18 protein-coding genes and 1 pseudogene are annotated in these 20,176 nt (G+C 62.2%); 11 read left to right on the top strand and 8 right to left on the bottom strand.

Annotated features, from left to right (window positions below; translation table 11 throughout):
* Window positions 1–61: 61 nt before the first annotated feature.
* Together NLI89_RS20645 and NLI89_RS20640 are read right to left on the bottom strand one after the other, a co-directional pair.
* Entirely contained in the window at window positions 62–589 is a 528-nt protein-coding gene (locus NLI89_RS20645; RefSeq protein ID WP_008832584.1) for a GNAT family N-acetyltransferase, read from the bottom strand.
* Entirely contained in the window at window positions 589–1,209 is a 621-nt protein-coding gene (locus tag NLI89_RS20640; protein WP_008832583.1) for a recombinase family protein, read from the bottom strand. The genes NLI89_RS20645 and NLI89_RS20640 overlap by 1 nt, the downstream gene beginning before the upstream one ends.
* Before the next feature lie 125 nt (window positions 1,210–1,334).
* Between NLI89_RS20640 and NLI89_RS20635 the strand changes: the two genes are divergently transcribed.
* Window positions 1,335–4,226, top strand: coding sequence for a Tn3 family transposase (locus tag NLI89_RS20635; RefSeq protein ID WP_016746447.1), 2,892 nt, complete (start codon window positions 1,335–1,337; stop codon window positions 4,224–4,226).
* 28 nt (window positions 4,227–4,254) lie between these two features.
* Here the strand turns inward: NLI89_RS20635 and NLI89_RS20630 are convergent.
* A pseudogene (locus tag NLI89_RS20630) lies at window positions 4,255–6,528 on the bottom strand (Tn3 family transposase); the annotation flags it as partial.
* Between the two features lie 173 nt (window positions 6,529–6,701).
* Between NLI89_RS20630 and NLI89_RS20625 the strand changes: the two are divergent.
* The gene (locus NLI89_RS20625) at window positions 6,702–7,262 is read left to right on the top strand and encodes a recombinase family protein (protein ID WP_046765576.1); all 561 of its coding nucleotides are present in this window, start codon (window positions 6,702–6,704) and stop codon (window positions 7,260–7,262) included.
* 84 nt (window positions 7,263–7,346) lie between these two features.
* Here NLI89_RS20625 and NLI89_RS20620 read toward each other — a convergent pair whose 3' ends face one another.
* The 4 genes from NLI89_RS20620 to NLI89_RS20605 form a co-directional block, all read right to left on the bottom strand.
* Window positions 7,347–8,426 carry a Cj0069 family protein gene (locus tag NLI89_RS20620; protein WP_184106684.1) on the bottom strand — a complete coding sequence of 360 codons (1,080 nt, stop codon included), beginning with the start codon at window positions 8,424–8,426 and terminating at the stop codon, window positions 7,347–7,349.
* An 88-nt stretch (window positions 8,427–8,514) separates the two neighbouring features.
* Complete coding sequence (locus NLI89_RS20615; protein WP_017184236.1) at window positions 8,515–9,183, bottom strand: superoxide dismutase; 669 nt, start codon at window positions 9,181–9,183, stop codon at window positions 8,515–8,517.
* A 74-nt stretch (window positions 9,184–9,257) separates the two neighbouring features.
* The gene (chrA, locus tag NLI89_RS20610) at window positions 9,258–10,655 is read right to left on the bottom strand and encodes a chromate efflux transporter (RefSeq protein ID WP_122129123.1); all 1,398 of its coding nucleotides are present in this window, start codon (window positions 10,653–10,655) and stop codon (window positions 9,258–9,260) included.
* Between the two features lie 2 nt (window positions 10,656–10,657).
* Window positions 10,658–11,581: a chromate resistance protein ChrB domain-containing protein gene (locus NLI89_RS20605; protein ID WP_008603798.1), complete on the bottom strand. Its 924-nt coding sequence runs from the start codon at window positions 11,579–11,581 to the stop codon at window positions 10,658–10,660.
* A gap of 195 nt (window positions 11,582–11,776) precedes the next feature.
* Here NLI89_RS20605 and NLI89_RS20600 point away from each other — a divergent pair, with 195 nt between their 5' ends.
* The gene (locus NLI89_RS20600; RefSeq protein WP_254688661.1) at window positions 11,777–12,592 is read left to right on the top strand and encodes a DUF1259 domain-containing protein; all 816 of its coding nucleotides are present in this window, start codon (window positions 11,777–11,779) and stop codon (window positions 12,590–12,592) included.
* 290 nt (window positions 12,593–12,882) lie between these two features.
* Here NLI89_RS20600 and NLI89_RS20595 read toward each other — a convergent pair whose 3' ends face one another.
* Window positions 12,883–13,647, bottom strand: coding sequence for an IS6-like element IS6100 family transposase (locus NLI89_RS20595; protein ID WP_001389365.1), 765 nt, complete (start codon window positions 13,645–13,647; stop codon window positions 12,883–12,885).
* 189 nt (window positions 13,648–13,836) lie between these two features.
* Here NLI89_RS20595 and NLI89_RS20590 point away from each other — a divergent pair, with 189 nt between their 5' ends.
* From NLI89_RS20590 to NLI89_RS20555, 8 genes are all read left to right on the top strand, one after another.
* Entirely contained in the window at window positions 13,837–14,235 is a 399-nt protein-coding gene (locus tag NLI89_RS20590; RefSeq protein ID WP_042466346.1) for a DUF983 domain-containing protein, read from the top strand.
* A 42-nt stretch (window positions 14,236–14,277) separates the two neighbouring features.
* Window positions 14,278–14,586 carry a hypothetical protein gene (locus NLI89_RS20585; RefSeq protein ID WP_042466347.1) on the top strand — a complete coding sequence of 103 codons (309 nt, stop codon included), beginning with the start codon at window positions 14,278–14,280 and terminating at the stop codon, window positions 14,584–14,586.
* A 57-nt stretch (window positions 14,587–14,643) separates the two neighbouring features.
* Window positions 14,644–16,038, top strand: a complete 1,395-nt coding sequence (locus NLI89_RS20580) for a PLP-dependent aminotransferase family protein (RefSeq protein ID WP_235524638.1) — start codon at window positions 14,644–14,646, stop codon at window positions 16,036–16,038.
* Window positions 16,039–16,145: 107 nt separating this feature from the next.
* Entirely contained in the window at window positions 16,146–17,537 is a 1,392-nt protein-coding gene (locus tag NLI89_RS20575) for a cytochrome ubiquinol oxidase subunit I (RefSeq protein WP_031439185.1), read from the top strand.
* Window positions 17,538–17,543: 6 nt separating this feature from the next.
* On the top strand, window positions 17,544–18,551 hold the full coding sequence (cydB, locus tag NLI89_RS20570; RefSeq protein WP_031439186.1) for a cytochrome d ubiquinol oxidase subunit II: 1,008 nt from the start codon (window positions 17,544–17,546) through the stop codon (window positions 18,549–18,551).
* Complete coding sequence (locus NLI89_RS20565; RefSeq protein WP_081874069.1) at window positions 18,551–18,673, top strand: DUF2474 domain-containing protein; 123 nt, start codon at window positions 18,551–18,553, stop codon at window positions 18,671–18,673. The genes cydB and NLI89_RS20565 overlap by 1 nt, the downstream gene beginning before the upstream one ends.
* A 30-nt stretch (window positions 18,674–18,703) precedes the next feature.
* Entirely contained in the window at window positions 18,704–19,225 is a 522-nt protein-coding gene (locus NLI89_RS20560; protein WP_199860757.1) for an aminotransferase class I/II-fold pyridoxal phosphate-dependent enzyme, read from the top strand.
* Between the two features lie 49 nt (window positions 19,226–19,274).
* Window positions 19,275–20,176: IS481 family transposase (locus NLI89_RS20555; RefSeq protein ID WP_254688663.1), on the top strand; the 902-nt coding region annotated here is incomplete at its 3' end.

Raw genomic sequence — 20,176 nt, 5'->3', positions numbered from 1 at the left:
GGCGTTTGCGGGAGGGGGCGGAATCCTACGCCAAGCTCGCCCAGATAGCCGGCGCGAGATCTTACTTGTTGCTGCCTTCTACGGTCGCGCCAGAAAGGCGACGGCTCAGTTCTATCCGGCGATGGCTACGCATTTTGAAGGTGTCTGGCCCAACGCGCCGATACTCAATGAAGCCGAGAGAACGCCAAAATCGCTCTGCCGCTTCATTCGCTTCCAGCACGGCCAACCGAATCTCTGTGGCACCTCTCGCAGCGGCCCAGCTTTCGACCGTCGAGTAAATTGAGCGTCCGACGCCACGACCACGCTGTGCGGCATCTACGATCATGAAGCCGAGATACCATGTGCCATCACGCGGATAATCGCGGAGGATGGCCGCGATTGCATATAGGCCGCCAGGCCCCTTCCATCCCAGGACAGCTTGATTGTGGGCGCTCTTTTCGGGCGGCACATCGGAGAAAAGCTCGCGAGCATCGTCCAGCGTGGGCGCGGCCCCGTCCTGCAACAGGAAATAGTCGCTGCAACGGTTGTACAGGTCTGCAACGTCTGCGGCGTCCGCTTGGGTAAGTTTGATCGGGGCTCCCGTCATCATCATCGCGTTTTGGCAGCAAGCACGCGCTGACCGTAATCCCGGAGTTCCCCGTTGGGACCGACATAGCGGTAGAGAGTGACGCGCTCGATCCCGAGTTCCTTGCAGAGGTCGGAAACGGACGTGTCGCGTTGGGCCATAGCAGCCTGAGCGAGCCGCACCTGGGCCTTGGAGAGGGCGAACTTGCGGCCACCCTTGCGTCCCCGCGCGCGGGCAGCGGCCAGGCCAGCCATGGTGCGCTCGCGGATCATATCCCGCTCAAACTCCGCCAGTGTGGCAAAAATGCCGAACACCATCCGGCCCGATGGCGTCGTGGTGTCGATCTGCGCGCCCTTGCCGGTGAGCACCCGCAGACCGATACCGCGATCCGACAGATTCTGCACCGTGCTGACCAGGTGGGTGAGCGTTCGGCCGAGCCGGTCGAGCTTCCAAACGATGAGGACATCGCCGTCGCGCAACGATTTCAGGCAGGCGGCAAGACCGGGGCGATCATCACGGCTACCGGATGCACGATCATCATAGATATTGCCTGGCTCGACACCGGCAGCGCGAAGGGCATCGTGCTGCAGGTCGAGCGACTGCGAGCCGTCGGCTTTGGACACGCGGGCGTAGCCGATCAGCATGGATCACAAACGAAGGTTTGAGGCGGTGACGAACATGAGCACATAAGATTGGGCTATTGTGTATCTTAACCAGCATCTCAATCAAGCTATCTCAAACCGTAGCTCGGAAAGAATAAGGAGCATGTATGCCGCGTCGCGTGACCCTGACCGATCGACAGCGCGAGGCGCTGCTTCACTTGCCGGTCGATCAAGGTGAGCTGCTGCGGCACTATACCCTCAGCGATGAGGATCTCGGGCATATCCGCCAGCGCCGGCGCGCCCACAATCGTTTTGGCTTCGCGCTGCAACTGTGCGTCCTGCGCTACCCGGGCCGGGTGCTCGCTCCTGGCGAGTTGATCCCGGCGCAGGTATCGGATTTCATCGCGGCCCAGCTCGGCCTGACCAGCGACGATCTACTCCTCTATGCCGCGCGCGAGGAGACCCGGCACGAGCATCTGGCGGACCTTCGCCGAATCTACGGCTATCGCTCCTTTTCGGGGCGGGGCGCACGGGATTTGCGCGAATGGATCGCTCGGGAAGCCGAGGCGGCGACATCGAATGAGGATCTTGCCCGTCGCTTCGTTGCGGAGTGTCGCCGCACCCGCACGATCCTTCCCGGCTCCTCGACGATCGAGCGCCTTTGCGCCGATGCGCTGGTTGAGGCCGAGCGCCGGATCGAGGATCTTATCGCCCATCGCATCACGCCAACCCTGAGCGAGAATTTGGCTCACCTGTTGGAGGATACGGTGGATGGTCGCGTCACGCGCTTCGTATGGCTGCGACAGTTCGAGGTTGGCGCAAATTCAGCAGCCGCTAACCGGCTGATGGATCGACTGGAATATCTTCAAAGGTTCGATCTTCCGGCGGATTTGCTGGACGGCGTGCCGGCGCATCGTGTGACCCGGCTTCGCCGGCAGGGCGAGCGCTATTACGCCGACGGCATGCGTGATCTGCCCGAAGACAGGCGGCTTGCGATCCTCGCTGTCTGCACCCTGGAATGGCGGTCATCGCTGGCCGATGTCATCGTGGAGACCCACGATCGCATCGTAGGCCGTCTCTATCGGGCCTCCGAACGCCTTTGCAACACCAGGATCGCCGACGAAAAGGCGGCCGTTCGGGACACGCTGAAGTCCTTTGCCGAAATCGGTGGTGCTTTGCTTGGAGCGCAGGACGATGGCACGGCCCTGGACGGGATAATCGCCACCGGGCCTGGCTGGGAACGGTTCAGAACCCTTGTCGCCACGGCCTCCGCGCTGACCAACGTGCTCGCGGCCGACCCGCTCAGCCGTGTGCTGGACGGCTATCACCGTTTCCGCCTCTACGCGCCCAGGATGCTGCGCCTGCTCGACATGCAGGCGGCGCCGATCGCCACGCCTCTTCTGGCGGCCGTTGCGATGCTGCGTAACGGGATCAAGGTCGATCCGCCGGTGGATTTTCTACGTCCCAACTCGAAATGGCATCGTCATCTTCGCGCTGAGCCCAGCGGCGACCACCGGCTTTGGGAAATCGCGGTGCTGTTCCACATCCGCGACGCCTTCCGGTCCGGTGACATATGGTTGGCGGGATCGCGCCGCTATGGCGACCTCAAGCAGCTTCTGGTCCCGCCACAGGCGATAGAGCAGACCGCGCGGCTCGCCGTGCCGCTGCGACCCGGCGAATGGCTGGCCGAGCGCAGGGCTCGACTGGATACACGGCTGAAGGAGTTTGGCCGCGCGGCGCGAACCGGCACGATCCCAGGCGGCATCATCGAGAACGGCAAGCTGCACATCGACAAGCTGAGGGCCGACACGCCCGAAGGGGCCGAGGATCTCGTGCTCGATCTCTATCAACAGCTCCCGCCCGCGAGGATCACCGATCTGTTGCTGGAAGTCGATGAGCGAACCGGATTTTCCGAGGCGTTCACGCATCTGCGCACCGGCGCGCCCTGCAGCGACCGGATCGGCCTGATGAACGTGTTGCTGGCGGAAGGCGTCAATCTCGGTTTGCGCAAGATGGCGGCGGCGACCAACACGCACAGCTTCTGGGAATTGCTGCGGATCGCGCGCTGGCATGTCGAAGGCAGCGCCTATGATCGGGCGCTCGCCATGATCGTGGAGGCCCACGCCGCCCTGCCCATGGCCGCCTTCTGGGGACAAGGGCAATCGGCATCCAGCGACGGGCAGTTCTTCCTTGCTACCGAGCAGGGCGAGGCGATGAATCTGATCAACGCGAAATATGGCAACGTCCCGGGCCTCAAGGGATACAGCCATGTGTCCGATCAATATGCGCCGTTCGCAACCCAGGTGATCCCGGCAACGGTCAGCGAGGCTCCCTATATCCTGGACGGGCTGCTCATGAATGACGCGGGCCGCCGCGTTCGCCAGCATTTTGCCGACACGGGCGGCTTCACCGATCATGTGTTCGCCGCCTGCGCCTTGCTCGGCTACAGGTTCGCCCCCCGTATCCGCGATCTCCCTCAGAAAAGACTCTATGCCTTCACGCCCAACGCGACGCCGGCCAATGTGCGAGCGCTGGTCGGAGGTAAGATCAATGAACCGCTCATCGAGCGCAACTGGCCCGACATCCTGCGCATCATGGCGACGATCGCAGCGGGGATCGTCGCCCCCAGCCAGATTCTTCGCAAGCTCGCCTCTTACCCGCGCCAGAATGAGCTGGCCCTCGCATTGCGAGAGGTGGGCCGCATCGAGCGAACCCTGTTCATGATCGACTGGATTCTTGATGCCGGCCTCCAGCGCCAGGCTCAGATCGGCCTCAACAAGGGTGAGGCCCACCACGCCCTAAAGCGCGCCATCAGCTTCCACCGCCGAGGTGAAATCCGGGATCGATCCGGCGAAGGCCAGCACTATCGCATCGCCGGAATGAACCTGCTCGCCGCCATCATCATATTCTGGAACACCATGAAGCTCGGCGAGGTCGTCAATACCCGGGCCGCCAGCGGTACCCATATCGCGCCTGATCTACTCGCCCACGTCTCGCCGTTGGGATGGGAACACATCAATCTAACCGGGGAATATCGCTGGCCCAAATCCTTAGCGTAGGATTCCGCCCCCTCCCGCAAACGCCCCCAAAGACATGGTCCGTCGCGCCGCCGGTATCAGTGTAATGCTCATGCAGCGGTAGCGCGCCGGCGCCGAGCATCAGGCCATCCACCACGTAGGGGGCCTCGCCGGCGGTGGCCGACATGATCCGCGATCCGAACGAGGCAAAATGATCGGACAGGTGGGAGTAGATCTTCAGGCCCGGCTCGCTGCCATATTTCGCATTGATGTCGGCCGCCGCCGATCGGTTGCGGCCCGAGCGGAAGAACTGCCCATCGGAGGATGAACTAGTGCCGGCTCCCCAATGGCGCGTGAAAGGAAGATCATGGTGCGCGGCAACGATCATCCCCAACGCGGCCTGATAGTTTTCGGGCGACAAATACCAGTTGTGGGTCCAGGCAAGCTGGGCGTAGCTCACCCCGTCGCTGGCGTTGGCCATGCGCTCTAGACCCAGATTCGATCCATCAGCGAGAATGGCGGCGAGGATCGCGTGCGGGTTGTCATGCTCCTTGCGGGACCGAAGATCGCGAAATGCGCTCAGGAACCCGGTGCGCTCGGCCACCTCGACCAGGAGTTCGGTGATCCGCACGCGCGGAAGCAAGGCGTCGAGCCTGCGATCGAGAGCCTCCGCCTCGGGTGGAGTGATCGCCGGCATGGGTTGCAGCTTGAGCCGGTCGCGTTCGAGCGCCACGCCCGCGAGCCTGTTCGCCTTGAGTTGCTTGGCGAAACGGCGCAGCCGCCAGTCGAGCGTCCTTGCCCGCTCCTCCAGATAGGCGGCCGCATCGGTCTGGAATGGCAGGCTGTCGGCCACCTTATCGGCATCGCGTCGACTCAGCAAATAGGTGTCGAAGCGGCGATAATTGCGGGTTCCTTCGACCCATATGTCGCCGGCGCGCAACCGATCGCGCAGCGTGGCCATGATGGCCGTCTCGTATCGCCGGCGATCGACCTGGCCACCTTCGGTGATGAGGCGCTTCCACTGCCGGTTGGCGAATGGGAGCGGAACGCCCTCGGGCAGGCTGCGGGCCTTGCGGGCATTGGTATCGCGGATGACCTCGATGGCCTTGACCAGTTGCGATCCGCTCCCCGATGCCTTGAACGTGAATGTATCGAGGAAAGCCGGGCTGAACCGCCGCAGCGTCGCATAGCGACCAGTCGCCGCGACAAGCGCATCTTCGCCCGCCAGCTCGGCCAGCGCATCGACCTGCGATTTGGCTGCGACCAGTCTGTGCCAGCCTACCGCTTCGTCGATCAGTTCGAGCGGATTACCGCCATGTTCGACCGCCTCTCCCAGCGCGGCGATCGTCGCGCCGAACAGCCGCATAAGTTCGCCGACCGAGCGGATGCTGTCCTGATAGCGCCTTTCCCGCCCGCGCCGCGCCCGTGTGAACAGGCTTCCGACAAGCCTGTCGAACATCTGGATCGCACCATCGGCGAGCCTGGCATCGAGGTCGATGACCGCCGCGATCAGCGTCGCGCGGCGCCTGTTAAGGCTATAATCGGAGAGCAGGAACGCCGGCGCAACGCCACCTTCGCGCATGAACTGCGCGAACCGGAAGTCGGGGATTTTCGCGCCGATCGCCGGGTCGATGCCGATTCCGCGCACATAGCGTAGCCGTTCCAGCAGCCCGTTGATGTTCGCCGTGGTGGGCGCTTCCTCGAAATTGCGCAGCCAGGCCAGCGGCGTCATGCCGAAGTCGCTGTTGTTGACGATCAGATCATCGATCCGCGCCAGTTCGGCATGACCCAGGCTTTCGACAATGAGCGCCGCCGCGGCTTTGCGGGCGCGTGCCCTGCCGGCGAGGCCCGCACGTTCGAGCGTGTCTGCCGATGGAAGAATGAAGCGTTCCTGCTTCAGCCCCTCCATCAATGCGCGGACAATAGGTTCGCCCCGATCGGTCCGCTCCGCAGCTCTTGCGGCGAGATCGAGCGCGAGCGGTATATCCCCTCGCCGAAAAGGGTGTAGCCCCAGATGCCGTGCCGCAATGTCGGCATGATCGTTACGTGTTTGCGCGCGCTGGTCATAGTCGGCGAACGCATCAACATCGACGAAGAGCTGGGCGGCGAGATAGTGAAGGACCGCATCGGGGACGTCGACGTCGGGCTGCAAACCGAAGCCGGGATGCCGCATAAGCGCGATCTGCGTTGCCAGACCGAGGCGGTTGGCAGGGCGATAGCGGCGACCGACCAGTTCGAGATCCTCGGCGGCAAGGGTATAGTGGCCGACGATCGCGGTTTCGTCATGGGGGATATCGAACAGGCGACGCCTTTCTTCTCCGGTCAATAATCGCCGCCGCGCCATCCTGCCTCCATCCCGAGTCGAGAGCGACAGGCTAGCGTCAATCTGGAGTATAGCCTAACCGGACGTCAGGATGCAGCGGCGGTTTCTGTCAGGATAGGGTTATGGCAAGCATTTATTGACGCATGTTCCGCCGTGTCATAGAATTCAACCTGACATTTTGACCGGAGGCGGCGATGAAAGGCCAGAGGATCGGTTACGTCCGGGTGAGCACATTCGATCAGAATGTCGATCGCCAGTTGGACGGGCAGTCGCTCGACCGGATTTTCACCGACAAGGCATCGGGCAAGGACATCAACCGCCCCGAACTCGATGCCATGCTCGCCTTCGCCCGCGAGGGTGACACCGTCGTGGTCCACAGCATGGATCGATTGGCGCGTAATCTCGACGATCTGCGCAAACTGGTTCAGTCCCTCACCAAAAGAGGCGTCCGGATCGAGTTCGTGAAGGAAAGCCTGGCCTTCTCGGGCGAGGATTCCCCGATGGCCAACCTGATGCTCTCGGTCATGGGTGCGTTCGCCGAATTCGAGCGCGCCCTGATCCGGGAGCGGCAGCGCGAAGGCATTGCGGTCGCCAGACAACGCGGTGCTTATCGCGGGCGGAAACGTTCCCTCTCCGACGAAATAGTCGCCGAGCTGCACCGCCGTGTTGATGACGGCGAGCGCAAGGCCGTCATCGCCCGTGACCTGGGGATCAGTCGCGAAACCCTCTACCAGTATCTCCGCGCTGCCACCTGAGCCGGTTTCACCCAGCCTCGCTCACCCTTAGGCTTGTCTGATTGATACGACCAATGTCACGTCTCTTGAATTGCTTGAATCATATCAATGAGGATTGGAGGTCTCCTTCGTCAAACGAATGGCAAGAACGCGACCGATTGCCGCTGCGGCGACTGGCTGGACGGCGCTTGGCGGAAATGGTGCAACCGAACTAGCATTGATCTCGCAAAGCGCATAGGAGCCATCGCTGATGGCTTCACCAGGGCGAAATAGGAAGTCGGCGTCCCAAAGAAGCGGAAGATCGTGGTCGGCGATCGACAGCAACCTTTGCATCTCTGGAATCCAGCGATCCTCCATCGCTTTCCGTAAGGCTGCGAAGCGCGTCACCTCCGGTCCGAACATGGCGCGGCCCATCGGCTGTGGGGTTGACGACGTTGTATCAATGGCCGTTGGCGTCATCAGCGCAGTGATCAGGTTGTGCCCAAAGCCAACCACTCGGTGCCCGCACACGTAGCAGCGGACCATGCCCTCGGACGACTGCGGCTGATAAGCCTGATCGATCAGCACGCCGCCGTCGTTTAGAAACGGCACCCACCTTTCCAAGCACTCGGCTAGGCTGATGCGCTCCGATTTGCTTCCTTGGCGGGCCTCTTGAACTTTCACCGACGTTTTCAAAGCCGGAGCGTTTCCCGCTTCGTCTAGTTGGACACGCCATACATTCCTGCCGCCGTTGCCGTAGTTCGGCTTCAGCACGCGCGGGCCTGCGGCAAGATGTTCGGGGAAACGAGCGCGAAGGCCTTCAGCGTCCACGTATCGATCGACATCGCTGCCCCATTCCATGGATCGCGTTGTGTAGAGCACTTCCTTGACGCCGATTTTGGCGATCACGTCAGGATGCGCGCTGACGACAACGCCGCACCCCGCGACTTCGCGCAGCATTGGATCGAGCTGCGAGCGGTCGCCTGAAATGTCCAACGGATTCACCCAGACCAGCACTGTGTCGCACGACAGCAGCTCGTCCCGAATCTCGCGAACCGCCTCGTCCCTGTACAGTACAGGCCTTGCGGTCGCCCCGAGCGCCCGCAAGGCCTGCATTATCGGCCACTGCCGGGCTTCATGAAAGCGATGCGTCCACTCGGCTGCTTGCCCACGCCAAAGAAGAGCGATGTTCGGGCCGGATGTCATTGTTGCATCTCCCCATCGGACCTGTCCCCTTTGTGGTCGCGAACTCAGGTGTCGCGCAGCAGTGGGTGTTAAGCCACGGCGGTCGGGTTCAGCCGCCGCCGCGCAAAGCCGCGGCATAGCGCCGGTCGACCACTTCCCAGTCGATGTTGCGGAAGAAGGCGTCGACATATTTGGCGGCGGCGGTGCCGTAATCCATGTGGAAACTGTGCTCGTACATATCGAGCGCGAGCAGCGGCACGCCGGCAATCGCACCGTGCATATGATCCCACGCCCAATGGTTGTGCAGCGAGCGCGTGTGGAGATTGTAGACGAGCACGCACCAGCCCGATCCGCCGGCAAGGCTCATCCCGGTACGGCGGAAGTCGGCTTCCCAGCGGTCGAACGAGCCGAACGCCGCGCCCAGCGCGTCGCGGATGGAACCGGCTGCCTGGCCGTTGCCGCCGAGCCCGTCGAAATAGACCTCATGGAGCACCACCGAGCCGGTGCGGTGCAGCTCCTCGCGCTTCAATCCGCCATAGACCACCGGCGGCAGGTCCGTGTCAGCGAGCGCGGCGGCAAGTCGTGTCTCGATCATATTCAGGGCCTTGACCGAGCCCGCATAATTGTTCTCGTGGTGCGATGTGATCAGCCTTTCGGAGAGGCCGTGAAGCCTGGCGGGATTGAACCTGAGCGGCTTGACCTGATGATTTCCGGCAAAGGCGGGGACAGCCGCCGGCGCTGCGGCCGGCGTCTGCGCAGAGGCTTCGTTGATAGTCATGGCGGCGGCTCCGATGCCAAGAGTTGCGATTGCACTGCGTCGGGAAAGATGGTCGATCGTCACGCGTCACTCCTTCAGATGATCATTACATATGCGGCCCCGAGGACCGAGCAGACGCCGAGCACCGGCAGCATGCCGGCCTTGAACCGGAACATGGCGAGTATCGCACCCACCGCGAGCGCCAGCGCCGGCCAGTTGACGGACGTTAGGACTGGGAGATCGATGGTGCCGGCTGCGAACGGCACTTCGCGGACTTGCTCGAACAGAGTGTGGATACCAAACCAGACCGCCAGATTGAGGATCACGCCGACCACTGCGGCGGTGATCGCCGAAAGCGCGGCCGACAATGCGCGGTTGCCGCGCAGCCGCTCGATGAATGGCGCGCCGGCGAAGATCCACAGGAAGCATGGCAGGAAGGTAACCCAGGTGGTGAGGATTGCGCCGAAGGTCGCGGCGACGAGCGGCGGCAGCCCGGTCGCTTCGCGGAAGGCCGCGAGGAAGCCGACGAACTGCGTCACCATGATCAGCGGCCCGGGCGTGGTCTCGGCCATGCCGAGCCCGTCGAGCATCTCGCCGGGCTGGAGCCAGCCATAGGTCTCGACTGCCTCCTGCGCGACATAGGCGAGCACCGCATAGGCGCCGCCGAAGGTCATCACCGCCATCTGGCTGAAGAAGGTGGCGATGCGGCTGAACACGTCGTCGGGGCCGAACGCGAACAGCAGCGCTGCGACCGGCCCGAGCCAGAGCAGCAGCAGGACGCCGGAGATGCGCAGCGACCAAGAGAGGTTCGGCCGGGCATGGTCGGGAAGGCCCTCGCCAAGAGCGGTGTCGCGGTCGTGGATTATCTCAGCGCCGGCGGGACCATGTCCGCCGCCGCCCTTGAATGCGGCGTAACCAGCGCGGCCACTGAAGAAGCCGATCAGCGCGGCGGCAAGCACGATCAGCGGGAAGGGCACGTCGAGCACGAAGATCGCGACGAACGCCAGCGCGGCAAAACCGCGCATGACGTTGTTCTTCAAGGCACGCGAACCCACCCGGACCACCGCCTGTAGCACCACCGCCAGCACGGCGGCCTTCAATCCGAAGAACAATCCCTCGACCAGCGGCACTTCGCCGAGCAGCACATAGACATAGCTGAGCCCTAAAATCGCGAGGAAGCCGGGCAGCACGAATAGCGCGCCCGCGACCAGGCCCCCCTTGGTCTTATGGAGCAACCAGCCAATATAGACAGCTAGCTGTTGCGCTTCAGGGCCGGGCAGCAGCATGCAATAGTTGAGCGCGTGGAGGAACCGCTCCTCGCCGATCCAGCGCTTCTCCTCGACCAGGATGCGATGCATCACCGCTATCTGGCCCGCCGGTCCGCCGAAGCTGAGCAGCGCGACCCTGATCCAGACGCGCACCGCCTCGCCAAAGCTGATGCCGTGCTCGTGCAGCGTCTCGACTGCGATTTCAGCGCGTGCGCTGGCCTCCATCTTTAGTCCTCTTTTCGCCGGGTGAAGTGAGCATAGAATCCGTCGAGCGCGGTCGATCCGCGCGCGATCCGCTCTTCGTCGTCGTCGGTGCCGGCACAGATGCCGGCGATAAGCGCGCTCACTCCCGGAGTTTCCGGGCGCTCGAACCGAGCATCGGCAATATCAAGGTCGTGAACAATTTCGCCGAGCGCCCGCAGCGCGGGGTCGGTCTCGAGACCGGTGAGGAACACCAAGGTCTCGAAGGAGCAGCGGTCGCCTTCGTGGGTGAACTCAGCGTCCGCCATGTCGAACCTCAGTTCGTCAGGCTCCGGCACATATCCTTTGCCCTCGACGAACTTGAAGCTCGCCTCGGGGTCGATGAAGCGGCGAATGAGCCAGGCGGACGCGATGCGATCGACATGGACATGGCGGCGCGTCACCCAAACGCGGCGCTTTAGCTCCGCCGGGGTCAGCTCGGGCGCACCGGGGCCGCTCACATCGGGATGTTGGTGAGAGCGGCGGTCCGCCTCGGTGATGGCGGCCTGTGCCGCCTGCCGACCATGCGCACCGAAAAAGTCGATCGCGGCGACCTCGTTCAGGCGTTTGCGCAGGCGGCCCACATCCGCCGCCGCGACATACTCGCCCTCACACAGCGCGCGCGCCTCGCGTGCCAACTCCTCATAGTCGGCGTCACGCGCAGCGTCGAACACTCCGCGCAGCTCCGCATCGCCCATGCCGCCGACAAGGCGCGCTTCGAGGATCAGCGCCTCGCCGCCATTTTCGGTGATCTCGCGATGCAGTTCTTCGAACAGCGCGCGCGTGTCCTCGCGATTGGGGAGCGCATGGACGGCGTTCTTGAGCGGCGCGGCCCCGATCGCCTGCAAACGCCGCCAGACCTTCACCCGCAAATAGGCAGGCTTAGCCGGAAGCTGCGGGATCAGGAGCAACCAAGGGGAAGCTTGTGTGTTTGTCATAGTTGTATCGTCACTAGCCTACAAGTGTAAGGGTTGCATCACAAGCCTCATGAGCATAGGACTGCTTATCCCGAAGAAAGAAACCGGAGCGCAATGTCGCGGCTCGCCGGCGGCGCGCTCGCATGACGTGAGGCTTTCCGTGTCGAGTGCGCTGATGAAGGATCAATTATGCTGAAAAAGACCATCGCCTTGGGATTCGCCAGCCTCCTGCTGGCAAGCCCGGCATGGGCAGCGCCGGACTGGTCGGCTGTCGACCGGGCGATAGGACGAGCGGGGGCCGAACAGCCGGGGGGCGTTCACCGCTACAGCTTCCCGCGTTCGGACCTGAGCGTCACGCTGGATGGGGTGACGATCAAGCCCTCCCTCGCGCTCGGCTCTTGGGCGGCGTTTCAGCCGATGGGCGACGAGGCGATGGTGATGGGCGATCTCGTGCTGACCCACGACGAGGTGAACCCCGTTTTGAGCCGCCTGCTCGCAAGCGGTTTTACGATCACCGCGCTCCACAATCACCTGCTCCGCTCTTCGCCTGCGACCATGTACATGCACATTGCCGGCCACGGCGACCCGGTGAAGCTCGCGGCCGCGCTCCGGCAAGCGCTATCAGCCAGTCGGACCCCGCTCGCCGCGCCGCAATCGCCTTCGGCCAGCGCAGCCGCATCGCGGCTCGACCTCGATGTGGCCGCGCTCAACCGGTTGATGGGCGGTGAGGGCAAGACGGCCGGTGGCATCCTCCAATACAGCTTTCCGCGCGCCGAGCGGCTGATGGACGGCGATATGGAGACTCCGCCGACGATGGGCACGGCGACCGCGATCAACTTTCAGCCAACCGGGGACGGCCGAGCCGCCATCACCGGCGATTTCGTACTTGTCGCAAACGAGGTCGATCCGGTCCTGCGCGTGCTGCGGACGAACGGGATCGAGGTCACGGCGCTGCATAATCATATGCTAAACGACGAGCCGCGGCTGTTCTTCATGCACTTCTAGGCCAACGACGACGCAGCCAAGCTCGCCCGTGGGCTGCGCGCGGCGCTCGACAGGATGAACAATCAGAGGAGTTGAACTCGGACGACGGCTCATTGGGCCGTAACCGCCGCCCGCCCGACCCCACGGCCCTTATGCAGGAAGTGGAATGGAACATGGCTAGCAAACGAACTCTCACTGTTGTCGCAGGCGTGGGCGCGGCCGCGCTGGCGATCGCGGGCGTGGCGATCGCGCAAAACGGCTCTGTTGCAAAGATTGGCGGCAGTCAGAGGTAGGCTGTCGCTCTGCGCCGATCAGGCGGCTGCTGCGAAATGGTGGTTGAGCATGCCCATGGCCTCCGTCAGCGCCGAGGGCCCAATGCCAAAAGCTCTCTCCACAAGGCGCACCTCGCCCCTGATGCCGGGCTGCAGGCACCAGGGGCGAGCCTGTCCTTTGCGCAGGGCTCGCATGACTTCGAATCCCTTGATCGTGGCATAGGCCGTGGGGATCGATTTGAAACCGCGCACCGGCTTGATCAGTATCTTGAGCTTTCCGTGATCGGCCTCGATCACGTTATTGAGATACTTCACCTGCCGGTGGGCCGTCTCCCGGTCCAGCTTTCCTTCGCGCTTCAATTCGGTGATCGCTGCACCATAGCTCGGCGCTTTGTCGGTATTGAGCGTGGCAGGCTTTTCCCAGTGCTTCAGGCCTCGCAGGGCCTTGCCCAGGAACCGCTTCGCTGCCTTGGCGCTGCGGGTCGGCGACAGGTAGAAATCGATCGTGTCGCCCCGCTTGTCGACTGCCCGGTACAGGTAGGTCCACTTGCCCCGCACCTTGACGTAGGTTTCATCCAGGCGCCAGCTCGGATCAAAGCCACGCCGCCAGAACCAGCGCAGCCGCTTCTCCATCTCCGGGGCGTAGCACTGGACCCAGCGATAGATCGTCGTATGGTCGACCGAAATGCCGCGTTCCGCCAGCATTTCCTCAAGGTCGCGATAGCTGATCGGATAGCGACAATACCAGCGCACCGCCCACAGGATCACATCACCCTGGAAATGGCGCCACTTGAAATCCGTCATCGTTCCGTCCGTCCAATCTCCGCCAAGCATGCTCAAGCTTCACGATTTTTGCAACAGAGCCCAGCCGATAAATGATGCGCGCAAAGTAACTAGAAAGTCCATGCAATACGTACTATGTATGTACGATCGCTAAAAACAAACGGTGCGCATGTGACCCAAGATACCGACGGTGACAAATTCCGCTGGATTATGAAGACCGGTTGGAAGGGCCTGTGCCCGCGATGCGGCAAGGGGCACATGTTTAAGTCGTGGCTCAAGGTCGCGGACCGATGCGAGGCCTGCGGTCTCGACTATCGGTTTGCAGCGCCTGACGATGGTCCTGCCTTCTTTTCCTTGTGCATCGTTGCCTTCCCGCTCGCTTTCTTTGTCGTGTGGATCCAGGTAAAATTTGATCCCGTGTGGTGGGTGCATCTGTTCACGTCACTCCCAGTCATGCTTTTGGGATGTCTGCTGCCGCTGCACCCCATCAAAGGCTGGCTGGTCGCCTCTCAGTACGTGAATCGTGCTCAGGAGGCCGGTACGGGCAAGATCTGGGATCAGCTTCACGGCCGGGAGAATACGAAGGACAGTAGTAACTTCGACGATTAATCCGGTCGCAGGTCTTGTCAGATCCATTTTTTGGAGCGGTCTATGCGCTCGTTGATGCCTGATGCCCGGCGCATCGCCGCTTCATACCTAACCTCTACGGGGCGCTCGAACGACGCTCGCACGGTGCTTGCCGGCAGTGGGGACGATTATGTCGAAGTCCGCGTCGCCCTACAGGCGCTCAGTGAAATTGCAGCGCGTGTCGGTCGTGCTGAGCGGGCGCTAGCCTGTTACGCCGATGAAAGCTTCTGGGAGGCTGACTGCGCGGAGGCCTCGCTCGCCTTCCACGATCATGGCGAAATCGCGCGATCGGCGCTTGCGGGCAAGGAGCTTTACGCCCTCCATCGCGACTGAATTCGAACGCAATATTTTGTCTTCGCAATGCATGGACTTTGTACGTGAGCCATATATATGAGAACCATGCAAACCTGGAAACCCGATATCGAGTCCATTGCGGGGCCAAAGTACCTTGCGATTGCTGAGGCGCTCTCGAAGGATATCGAGGCTGGACGCCTTGCTGCCGGTACGCGGCTGCCGCCCCAGCGGGCCCTTGCCGAAGCGTTAAGCGTCGATCTGACGACGGTCACGCGTGCTTACGGCGAGGCGCAGCGGCTCGGATTGATCGAGGGTGACGGCCGGCGTGGTAGCTTTGTTCGCCAGAAGAAGGTCGACACTCCTAAAGCCACCTACAGCGAGCCGGTCGATACCGGTATGAACGCGCCACCTGAAATTCCAGGCGCACTTCTTGCTGCAGCGTTCCGACAATCTGCCGACGCTTTACTAACCCGTTCTGATGTCGCTGCGCCGTTCCAGTATCAGCCGAGTGGCGGCATGATCGTGGCCCGCGAAGCTGGTGCTGATCTGTTGAGCGCTCGCGGCGTTCCGTGTCACGACGACACCGTTCTGGTGACGGCGGGCGGGCAACACGCCCTTCACGCGATCGTTAGCGCAGAGCTGCAACCCGGCGACACCGTAGCAGTCGCCGCACACATCTATCCGGGGTTCCAATCGGTCGCCCGCCGGTACGGTTTGCGCCTGTTCGTCGTAGCGTCGGATGCGGAAGGCCTGATCGCGGAAGCGCTCGACGCCGCCTGTGCCCAAGGCAGTGTGCGTGCTGTGTATGTCGTACCTACCAACGATAATCCGACGACCGCGACAATGGGCGTGGACCGGCGCAAGGCGATTGCCACCGTTGCCGAGCAGCACGGTCTGATCGTCATCGAGGATGACGCCTATGGCCTCCTGCCGGAACGGCCCTTGCCCCCGATCGCATCGTTCGCGGAGGATCGGACCTGGCACATCGCCAGCGTATCGAAGATTTTATCGCCGGGTCTGCGTATTGCGTGGCTGCGTGCACCCACAGTCGCACAAGCATGGCGACTGGCGGCCGACGTGCACGAAACCGCAATCATGGCACCACCGCTCAATGCAGCGGTCGTGGCGGACTGGATTGGCAGTGGAGTGTTCCAGCAGCTCACCACCGCTGTTCGGGTCGAGGCACAGGCTCGTCAGGCAATCGTGGCAAAGTTTCTCGATCCGCAAGGGTTCCAGTCACAGCCGGAAGGGTATCATCTGTGGATGCCGCTGCCCTCGGACGCCAATTCCAGTGAGATCGTAAACACATTGCGCCCCCACGGCTTATCCGTGGTGGGTGCAGATGTGTTCGCAGTTGACCGGTCAAGCGGTTCACCCGCGTTGCGCGTGTCAATCGGAGGCACTCTTTCCCGCGAACGTCTTGAACGTGGCTTGCGCTTACTTGGCGCGATGACCGCCCCGAACGCAACCAGAAAGATCTCGCTGGTCTGAACCTGGGCTGTTGCACCTGATCGATCACATCACAGAAATATAGGCGATCAGGCGCGACGTGATGGCCGAGTTAATCTCGGTATGGCGAACCACAAGAGGACCCCCTCATGGGTGACGAAGCCCTTTTCCTTGCCCGGGTGCAGTTTGCATTCACGGTATCATTCCACTTCATATTTCCAGCATTTTCCATTGGGCTTGCAAGCTTCCTGATGGTGCTGGAAGGCGCGTGGTTGCGAACCGGCCGGGGCGTCTACGCCAATCTCTATCGCTACTGGCTGAAGATCTTCGCGGTGGCATTCGGCATGGGCGTCGTCTCGGGGATCGTCATGTCCTACCAGTTCGGCACGAACTGGTCGGTATTCTCTGATAAAGCCGGCCCCGTCGTTGGGCCGCTCATGGCCTATGAAGTGCTAACCGCCTTCTTCCTGGAAGCCGGTTTCCTTGGCGTCATGTTGTTCGGCATCAACAAGGTTGGACCCAAGCTGCACTTTTTCGCGACCTGCATGGTGGCACTCGGCACCTTCATTTCGGCGACCTGGATCATCAGTACCAACAGCTGGATGCATACGCCGCAAGGGTTTGCCATCAACGGCCAGGGGCAGTTCGTACCAGCCGGATCGTGGCTGCCGATCATCTTTAATCCAAGCTTCCCGTACCGACTGACGCACGTCGTGATCGCCGCCTATCTGACGACCTCGCTTGTTGTCGGAGCAGTCGGTGCCTGGCATCTGCTGCGTGACCGCACCAATCCCGGCGCGCGCAAGATGTTCTCGATGGCGATGTGGATGGTGGCGATTGCGGCACCGGCGCAAATCCTCGCCGGTGATGCTCATGGCCTCAACACGCTGGAGCATCAGCCAGCCAAGGTAATGGCCATGGAGGGGCATTACGACAGCCATCCCAATGGGGCTCCGCTGATCCTGTTCGGTATCCCCAATGCGGCCGAGAAACGCATCGACTATGCGATCGAGATACCCAAGGCATCGTCCCTGATCCTGAAGCACGACCCTAACGCGCCGCTCGCCGGGCTCGACACGATCCCTGACGATCGTGAGCCGCCCGTCACCGTGGTCTTCTGGTCTTTCCGGGTCATGGTCGGACTGGGCATGGCAATGCTGGGACTTGGACTGTTCAGCCTTGTCGCGCGGTTCCGCCGGCAGCTCTATGATTGGCGATGGCTACACCGAGCTGCCATGATCATGGGTCCGGCAGGCTTCGTCGCGGTGATTGCCGGGTGGATTACGACGGAAGTCGGACGGCAGCCTTATACGGTCTACGGGTATCTTCTGACTGCCCAGTCGCACTCGCCGCTTCGTGCCGCAGCCGTTGCGACATCGCTGCTGACGTTCGTGATCGTCTACTTCATCGTGTTCGGCGCGGGCACTTATTACCTGCTCCGCCTCATGGCCAAGGCACCTGCTCCACATGAGAGCGAACCGGCCTCCACCCCGCAGCGGGCGACGGGTTTCACGCCCGCCCCTGCTCTGAGCAAGGAGTAAGCTGCCATGCTCTACAATTATGATCTGGCTACCGTCTGGGCCTTCATCCTTGCCTTCGCGATCTTCGCCTATGTCGTGATGGACGGCTTCGATCTTGGCATCGGCATTCTCTTTCCGACGCTGAAGGTTGGGGAGGAACGCGATCAGGCGATGAACTCGATCGCTCCGGTGTGGGACGGCAACGAGACCTGGCTGGTGCTTGGGGGGGGCGGCCTGATGGCGGCCTTCCCGCTCGCATACTCCGTCATCCTGCCGGCTACTTACCCGCTGGTAATCGGCATGCTGCTCGGTTTGATCTTCCGCGGCGTGGCATTCGAGTTTCGTTGGCGTGACCCGCGTCATCGCCCGTATTGGGACACCGCCTTCTTCGTTGGTTCTGTCGTGGCAACGTTTTCGCAAGGCATACTGCTCGGAGCGGTGCTGCAAGGGATCAAGGTCGAGGGTCGCGCCTATGCCGGTGGTTCGTTGGACTGGCTGTCGCCCTTTAGCCTGCTGACCGGCGTTGCGCTTCTGTCCGGTTATGCCCTGCTGGGGTCGAGCTGGTTGATCGGCAAGTCGCACGGTTCGCTTCAGGAGCACTCGCGAAAGATGGCGTTTCGGCTGGGCATAGCGACTTTGATTGTGATGGCCGCGGTTAGCGCAGCGACGCCGTTCCTGGCGATCGACTATTGGCACCGCTGGTTCGAAATGCCCCGCGTGTTGTTCACGTCTCAGGTCCCTCTCGCGACGATCGCGGTCGGAGGCATCTTCTTCTGGAGTCTGAAGCGTGGTCGGGAACGCCTGCCGTTCCTTGTCACGCTGGCCCTCTTCGCGCTCGGATTCCTGGGCCTCGGGATCAGTATGTTCCCGTATGTGGTGCCGCGTGCGCTGACGATCTGGGATGCGGCAGCGCCCGAGAAGAGCCAGATTTTCATGCTGGTGGGGACCGTCTTTATCATGCCGCTGATCATCACCTACACCGCCTGGGCCTATTGGGTCTTCCGCGGCAAAACCGTCACCGAAGGCTATCACTGATGGCTGACACCCCACCGGCATCGCTTTGGCGACGGATCGGCTGGCTGGTGCTGATCTGGACGCTCAGCGTGCTGGCCCTCGGGATCGTCGCCAGCATCATTCGCTGGTGGCTACACCCCTAGACTTTCTCTGACGTTCCCTAGGAGCGAACCATGAACCTCGATGCTCATTTTGAAGATCTTCTCGCCAAAACCCGGCTTGAAGGGCGCTACCGAACCTTCGCACAGTTGGAGCGGATCGCGGGCGCCTTCCCGAAGGCGCGCTGGCACCGTCCAGACGGCACCATGCGCGAGGTGACGGTATGGTGCAGCAACGACTATCTCGGCATGGGGCAGCATCCCGACGTCCTTGCAGCGATGCATGAGACCATCACACGCTCAGGTGCCGGCACCGGCGGAACACGGAATATCTCAGGCACGGTTAGTGAGCACGTCGCCTTGGAACAGGAGCTTGCCGGACTGCATGGCAAGGAAGCCGCGCTCCTGTTCACGTCTGGCTGGATCAGCAATCTGGCAGCCCTTGGCACACTCGGGCGGTTGCTGCCGAATTGCGCGATATTCTCGGACGCACTCAACCACAATTCCATGATCGAGGGCATCAAGCGCTCTGGCGCAGAACGGTTCATCTTCCGCCACAACGACGTAGCGCATCTGGAAGAGCTGCTAGGTGTTTGATCCCACGGTTTGATGGTGCGATCCTTTCGTTGGAATGGAAGGAAGCCATATGGGACAGGTACGTCACGGGAGCGCCACGACCACGCACGCCGTCAGAGCAGCAATACAGCGATCGCAAGCTTCGCTCGCGACGTTGAGCCAGGAACTGGGGATCAACCCCAAGACGGTGGCGAAGTGGCGTAAGCGGGCGACGGTCGAGGATCTGAAGACCGGGCCGAAGGCCCCTCACTGCACGACCCTAACCGAAGCCGAGGAGGCAGCGGTCGTCGCATTCCGGCGTCACACGTTGCTGCCGCTGGACGACTGCCTCTACGCATTGCAGCCGTCGATCCCGCACCTGAGCCGGTCAGCGCTGCACCGCTGCCTGCAACGCCATGGCATCTCCCGTCTGCCGGACATCGAAGGCGACAAGCCAAAGCGACAGCGCTTCAAACGCTACCCTATCGGCTTCTTCCACGTGGATATCGCCGAGGTGCAGACCGCCGAAGGCAAGCTTTATCTGTTCGTAGGCGTCGACCGCACGAGTAAGTTCGCGGTGACGCAGTTGGTCGACAAGGCTGACAGGCGGACGGCTTGGGAATTCCTGGAACACCTGCTGAAAGCGGTGCCGTACCGGATCCACACGATCCTAACTGACAACGGGATCCAGTTCGCCGAGCAGCCGCGCAACCGCAACACCGCCTGGTCGCGGCAGATGCGCTTCGACATGATCTGCGAAGCCAATGACATCGAGCACCGGCTTACCAAGCCGAACCACCCTTGGACCAATGGTCAGGTTGAGCGGATGAACCGCACCATCAAGGAGGCGACCGTCAAACGCTTCCACTACGAGAGCCACGAGCAGCTACGGACGCACCTTGCCGACTTCATGGCTGCGTATAATTTTGCCCGCCGACTGAAGACGCTCAGCGGCCTTACACCCTACGAATACATCGCCAAGATCTGGACGTC

The sequence above is a fragment of the Sphingomonas faeni genome, from assembly GCF_024273235.1.
In the GTDB taxonomy this organism is placed as follows: domain Bacteria; phylum Pseudomonadota; class Alphaproteobacteria; order Sphingomonadales; family Sphingomonadaceae; genus Sphingomonas; species Sphingomonas faeni_A.
The sequence above is the reverse complement of the archived record's forward strand: the minus strand, read 5'-3'. Positions and strand labels throughout refer to the sequence as shown.

Bases quoted from the DNA above. Each gene is read 5' to 3' on its own strand.
- NLI89_RS20645 (WP_008832584.1), bottom strand. From the start codon at position 589: ATGATGACGGGAGCCCCGATCAAACTTACCCAAGCGGACGCCGCAGAC.
- NLI89_RS20640 (WP_008832583.1), bottom strand. From the start codon at position 1,209: ATGCTGATCGGCTACGCCCGCGTGTCCAAAGCCGACGGCTCGCAGTCG.
- NLI89_RS20635 (WP_016746447.1), top strand. From the start codon at position 1,335: ATGCCGCGTCGCGTGACCCTGACCGATCGACAGCGCGAGGCGCTGCTT.
- NLI89_RS20625 (WP_046765576.1), top strand. From the start codon at position 6,702: ATGAAAGGCCAGAGGATCGGTTACGTCCGGGTGAGCACATTCGATCAG.
- NLI89_RS20620 (WP_184106684.1), bottom strand. From the start codon at position 8,426: ATGACATCCGGCCCGAACATCGCTCTTCTTTGGCGTGGGCAAGCAGCC.
- NLI89_RS20615 (WP_017184236.1), bottom strand. From the start codon at position 9,183: ATGACTATCAACGAAGCCTCTGCGCAGACGCCGGCCGCAGCGCCGGCG.
- chrA (WP_122129123.1), bottom strand. From the start codon at position 10,655: ATGGAGGCCAGCGCACGCGCTGAAATCGCAGTCGAGACGCTGCACGAG.
- NLI89_RS20600 (WP_254688661.1), top strand. From the start codon at position 11,777: ATGCTGAAAAAGACCATCGCCTTGGGATTCGCCAGCCTCCTGCTGGCA.
- NLI89_RS20595 (WP_001389365.1), bottom strand. From the start codon at position 13,647: ATGACGGATTTCAAGTGGCGCCATTTCCAGGGTGATGTGATCCTGTGG.
- NLI89_RS20590 (WP_042466346.1), top strand. From the start codon at position 13,837: ATGAAGACCGGTTGGAAGGGCCTGTGCCCGCGATGCGGCAAGGGGCAC.
- NLI89_RS20585 (WP_042466347.1), top strand. From the start codon at position 14,278: ATGCGCTCGTTGATGCCTGATGCCCGGCGCATCGCCGCTTCATACCTA.
- NLI89_RS20580 (WP_235524638.1), top strand. From the start codon at position 14,644: ATGAGAACCATGCAAACCTGGAAACCCGATATCGAGTCCATTGCGGGG.
- NLI89_RS20575 (WP_031439185.1), top strand. From the start codon at position 16,146: ATGGGTGACGAAGCCCTTTTCCTTGCCCGGGTGCAGTTTGCATTCACG.
- cydB (WP_031439186.1), top strand. From the start codon at position 17,544: ATGCTCTACAATTATGATCTGGCTACCGTCTGGGCCTTCATCCTTGCC.
- NLI89_RS20565 (WP_081874069.1), top strand. From the start codon at position 18,551: ATGGCTGACACCCCACCGGCATCGCTTTGGCGACGGATCGGCTGGCTG.
- NLI89_RS20560 (WP_199860757.1), top strand. From the start codon at position 18,704: ATGAACCTCGATGCTCATTTTGAAGATCTTCTCGCCAAAACCCGGCTT.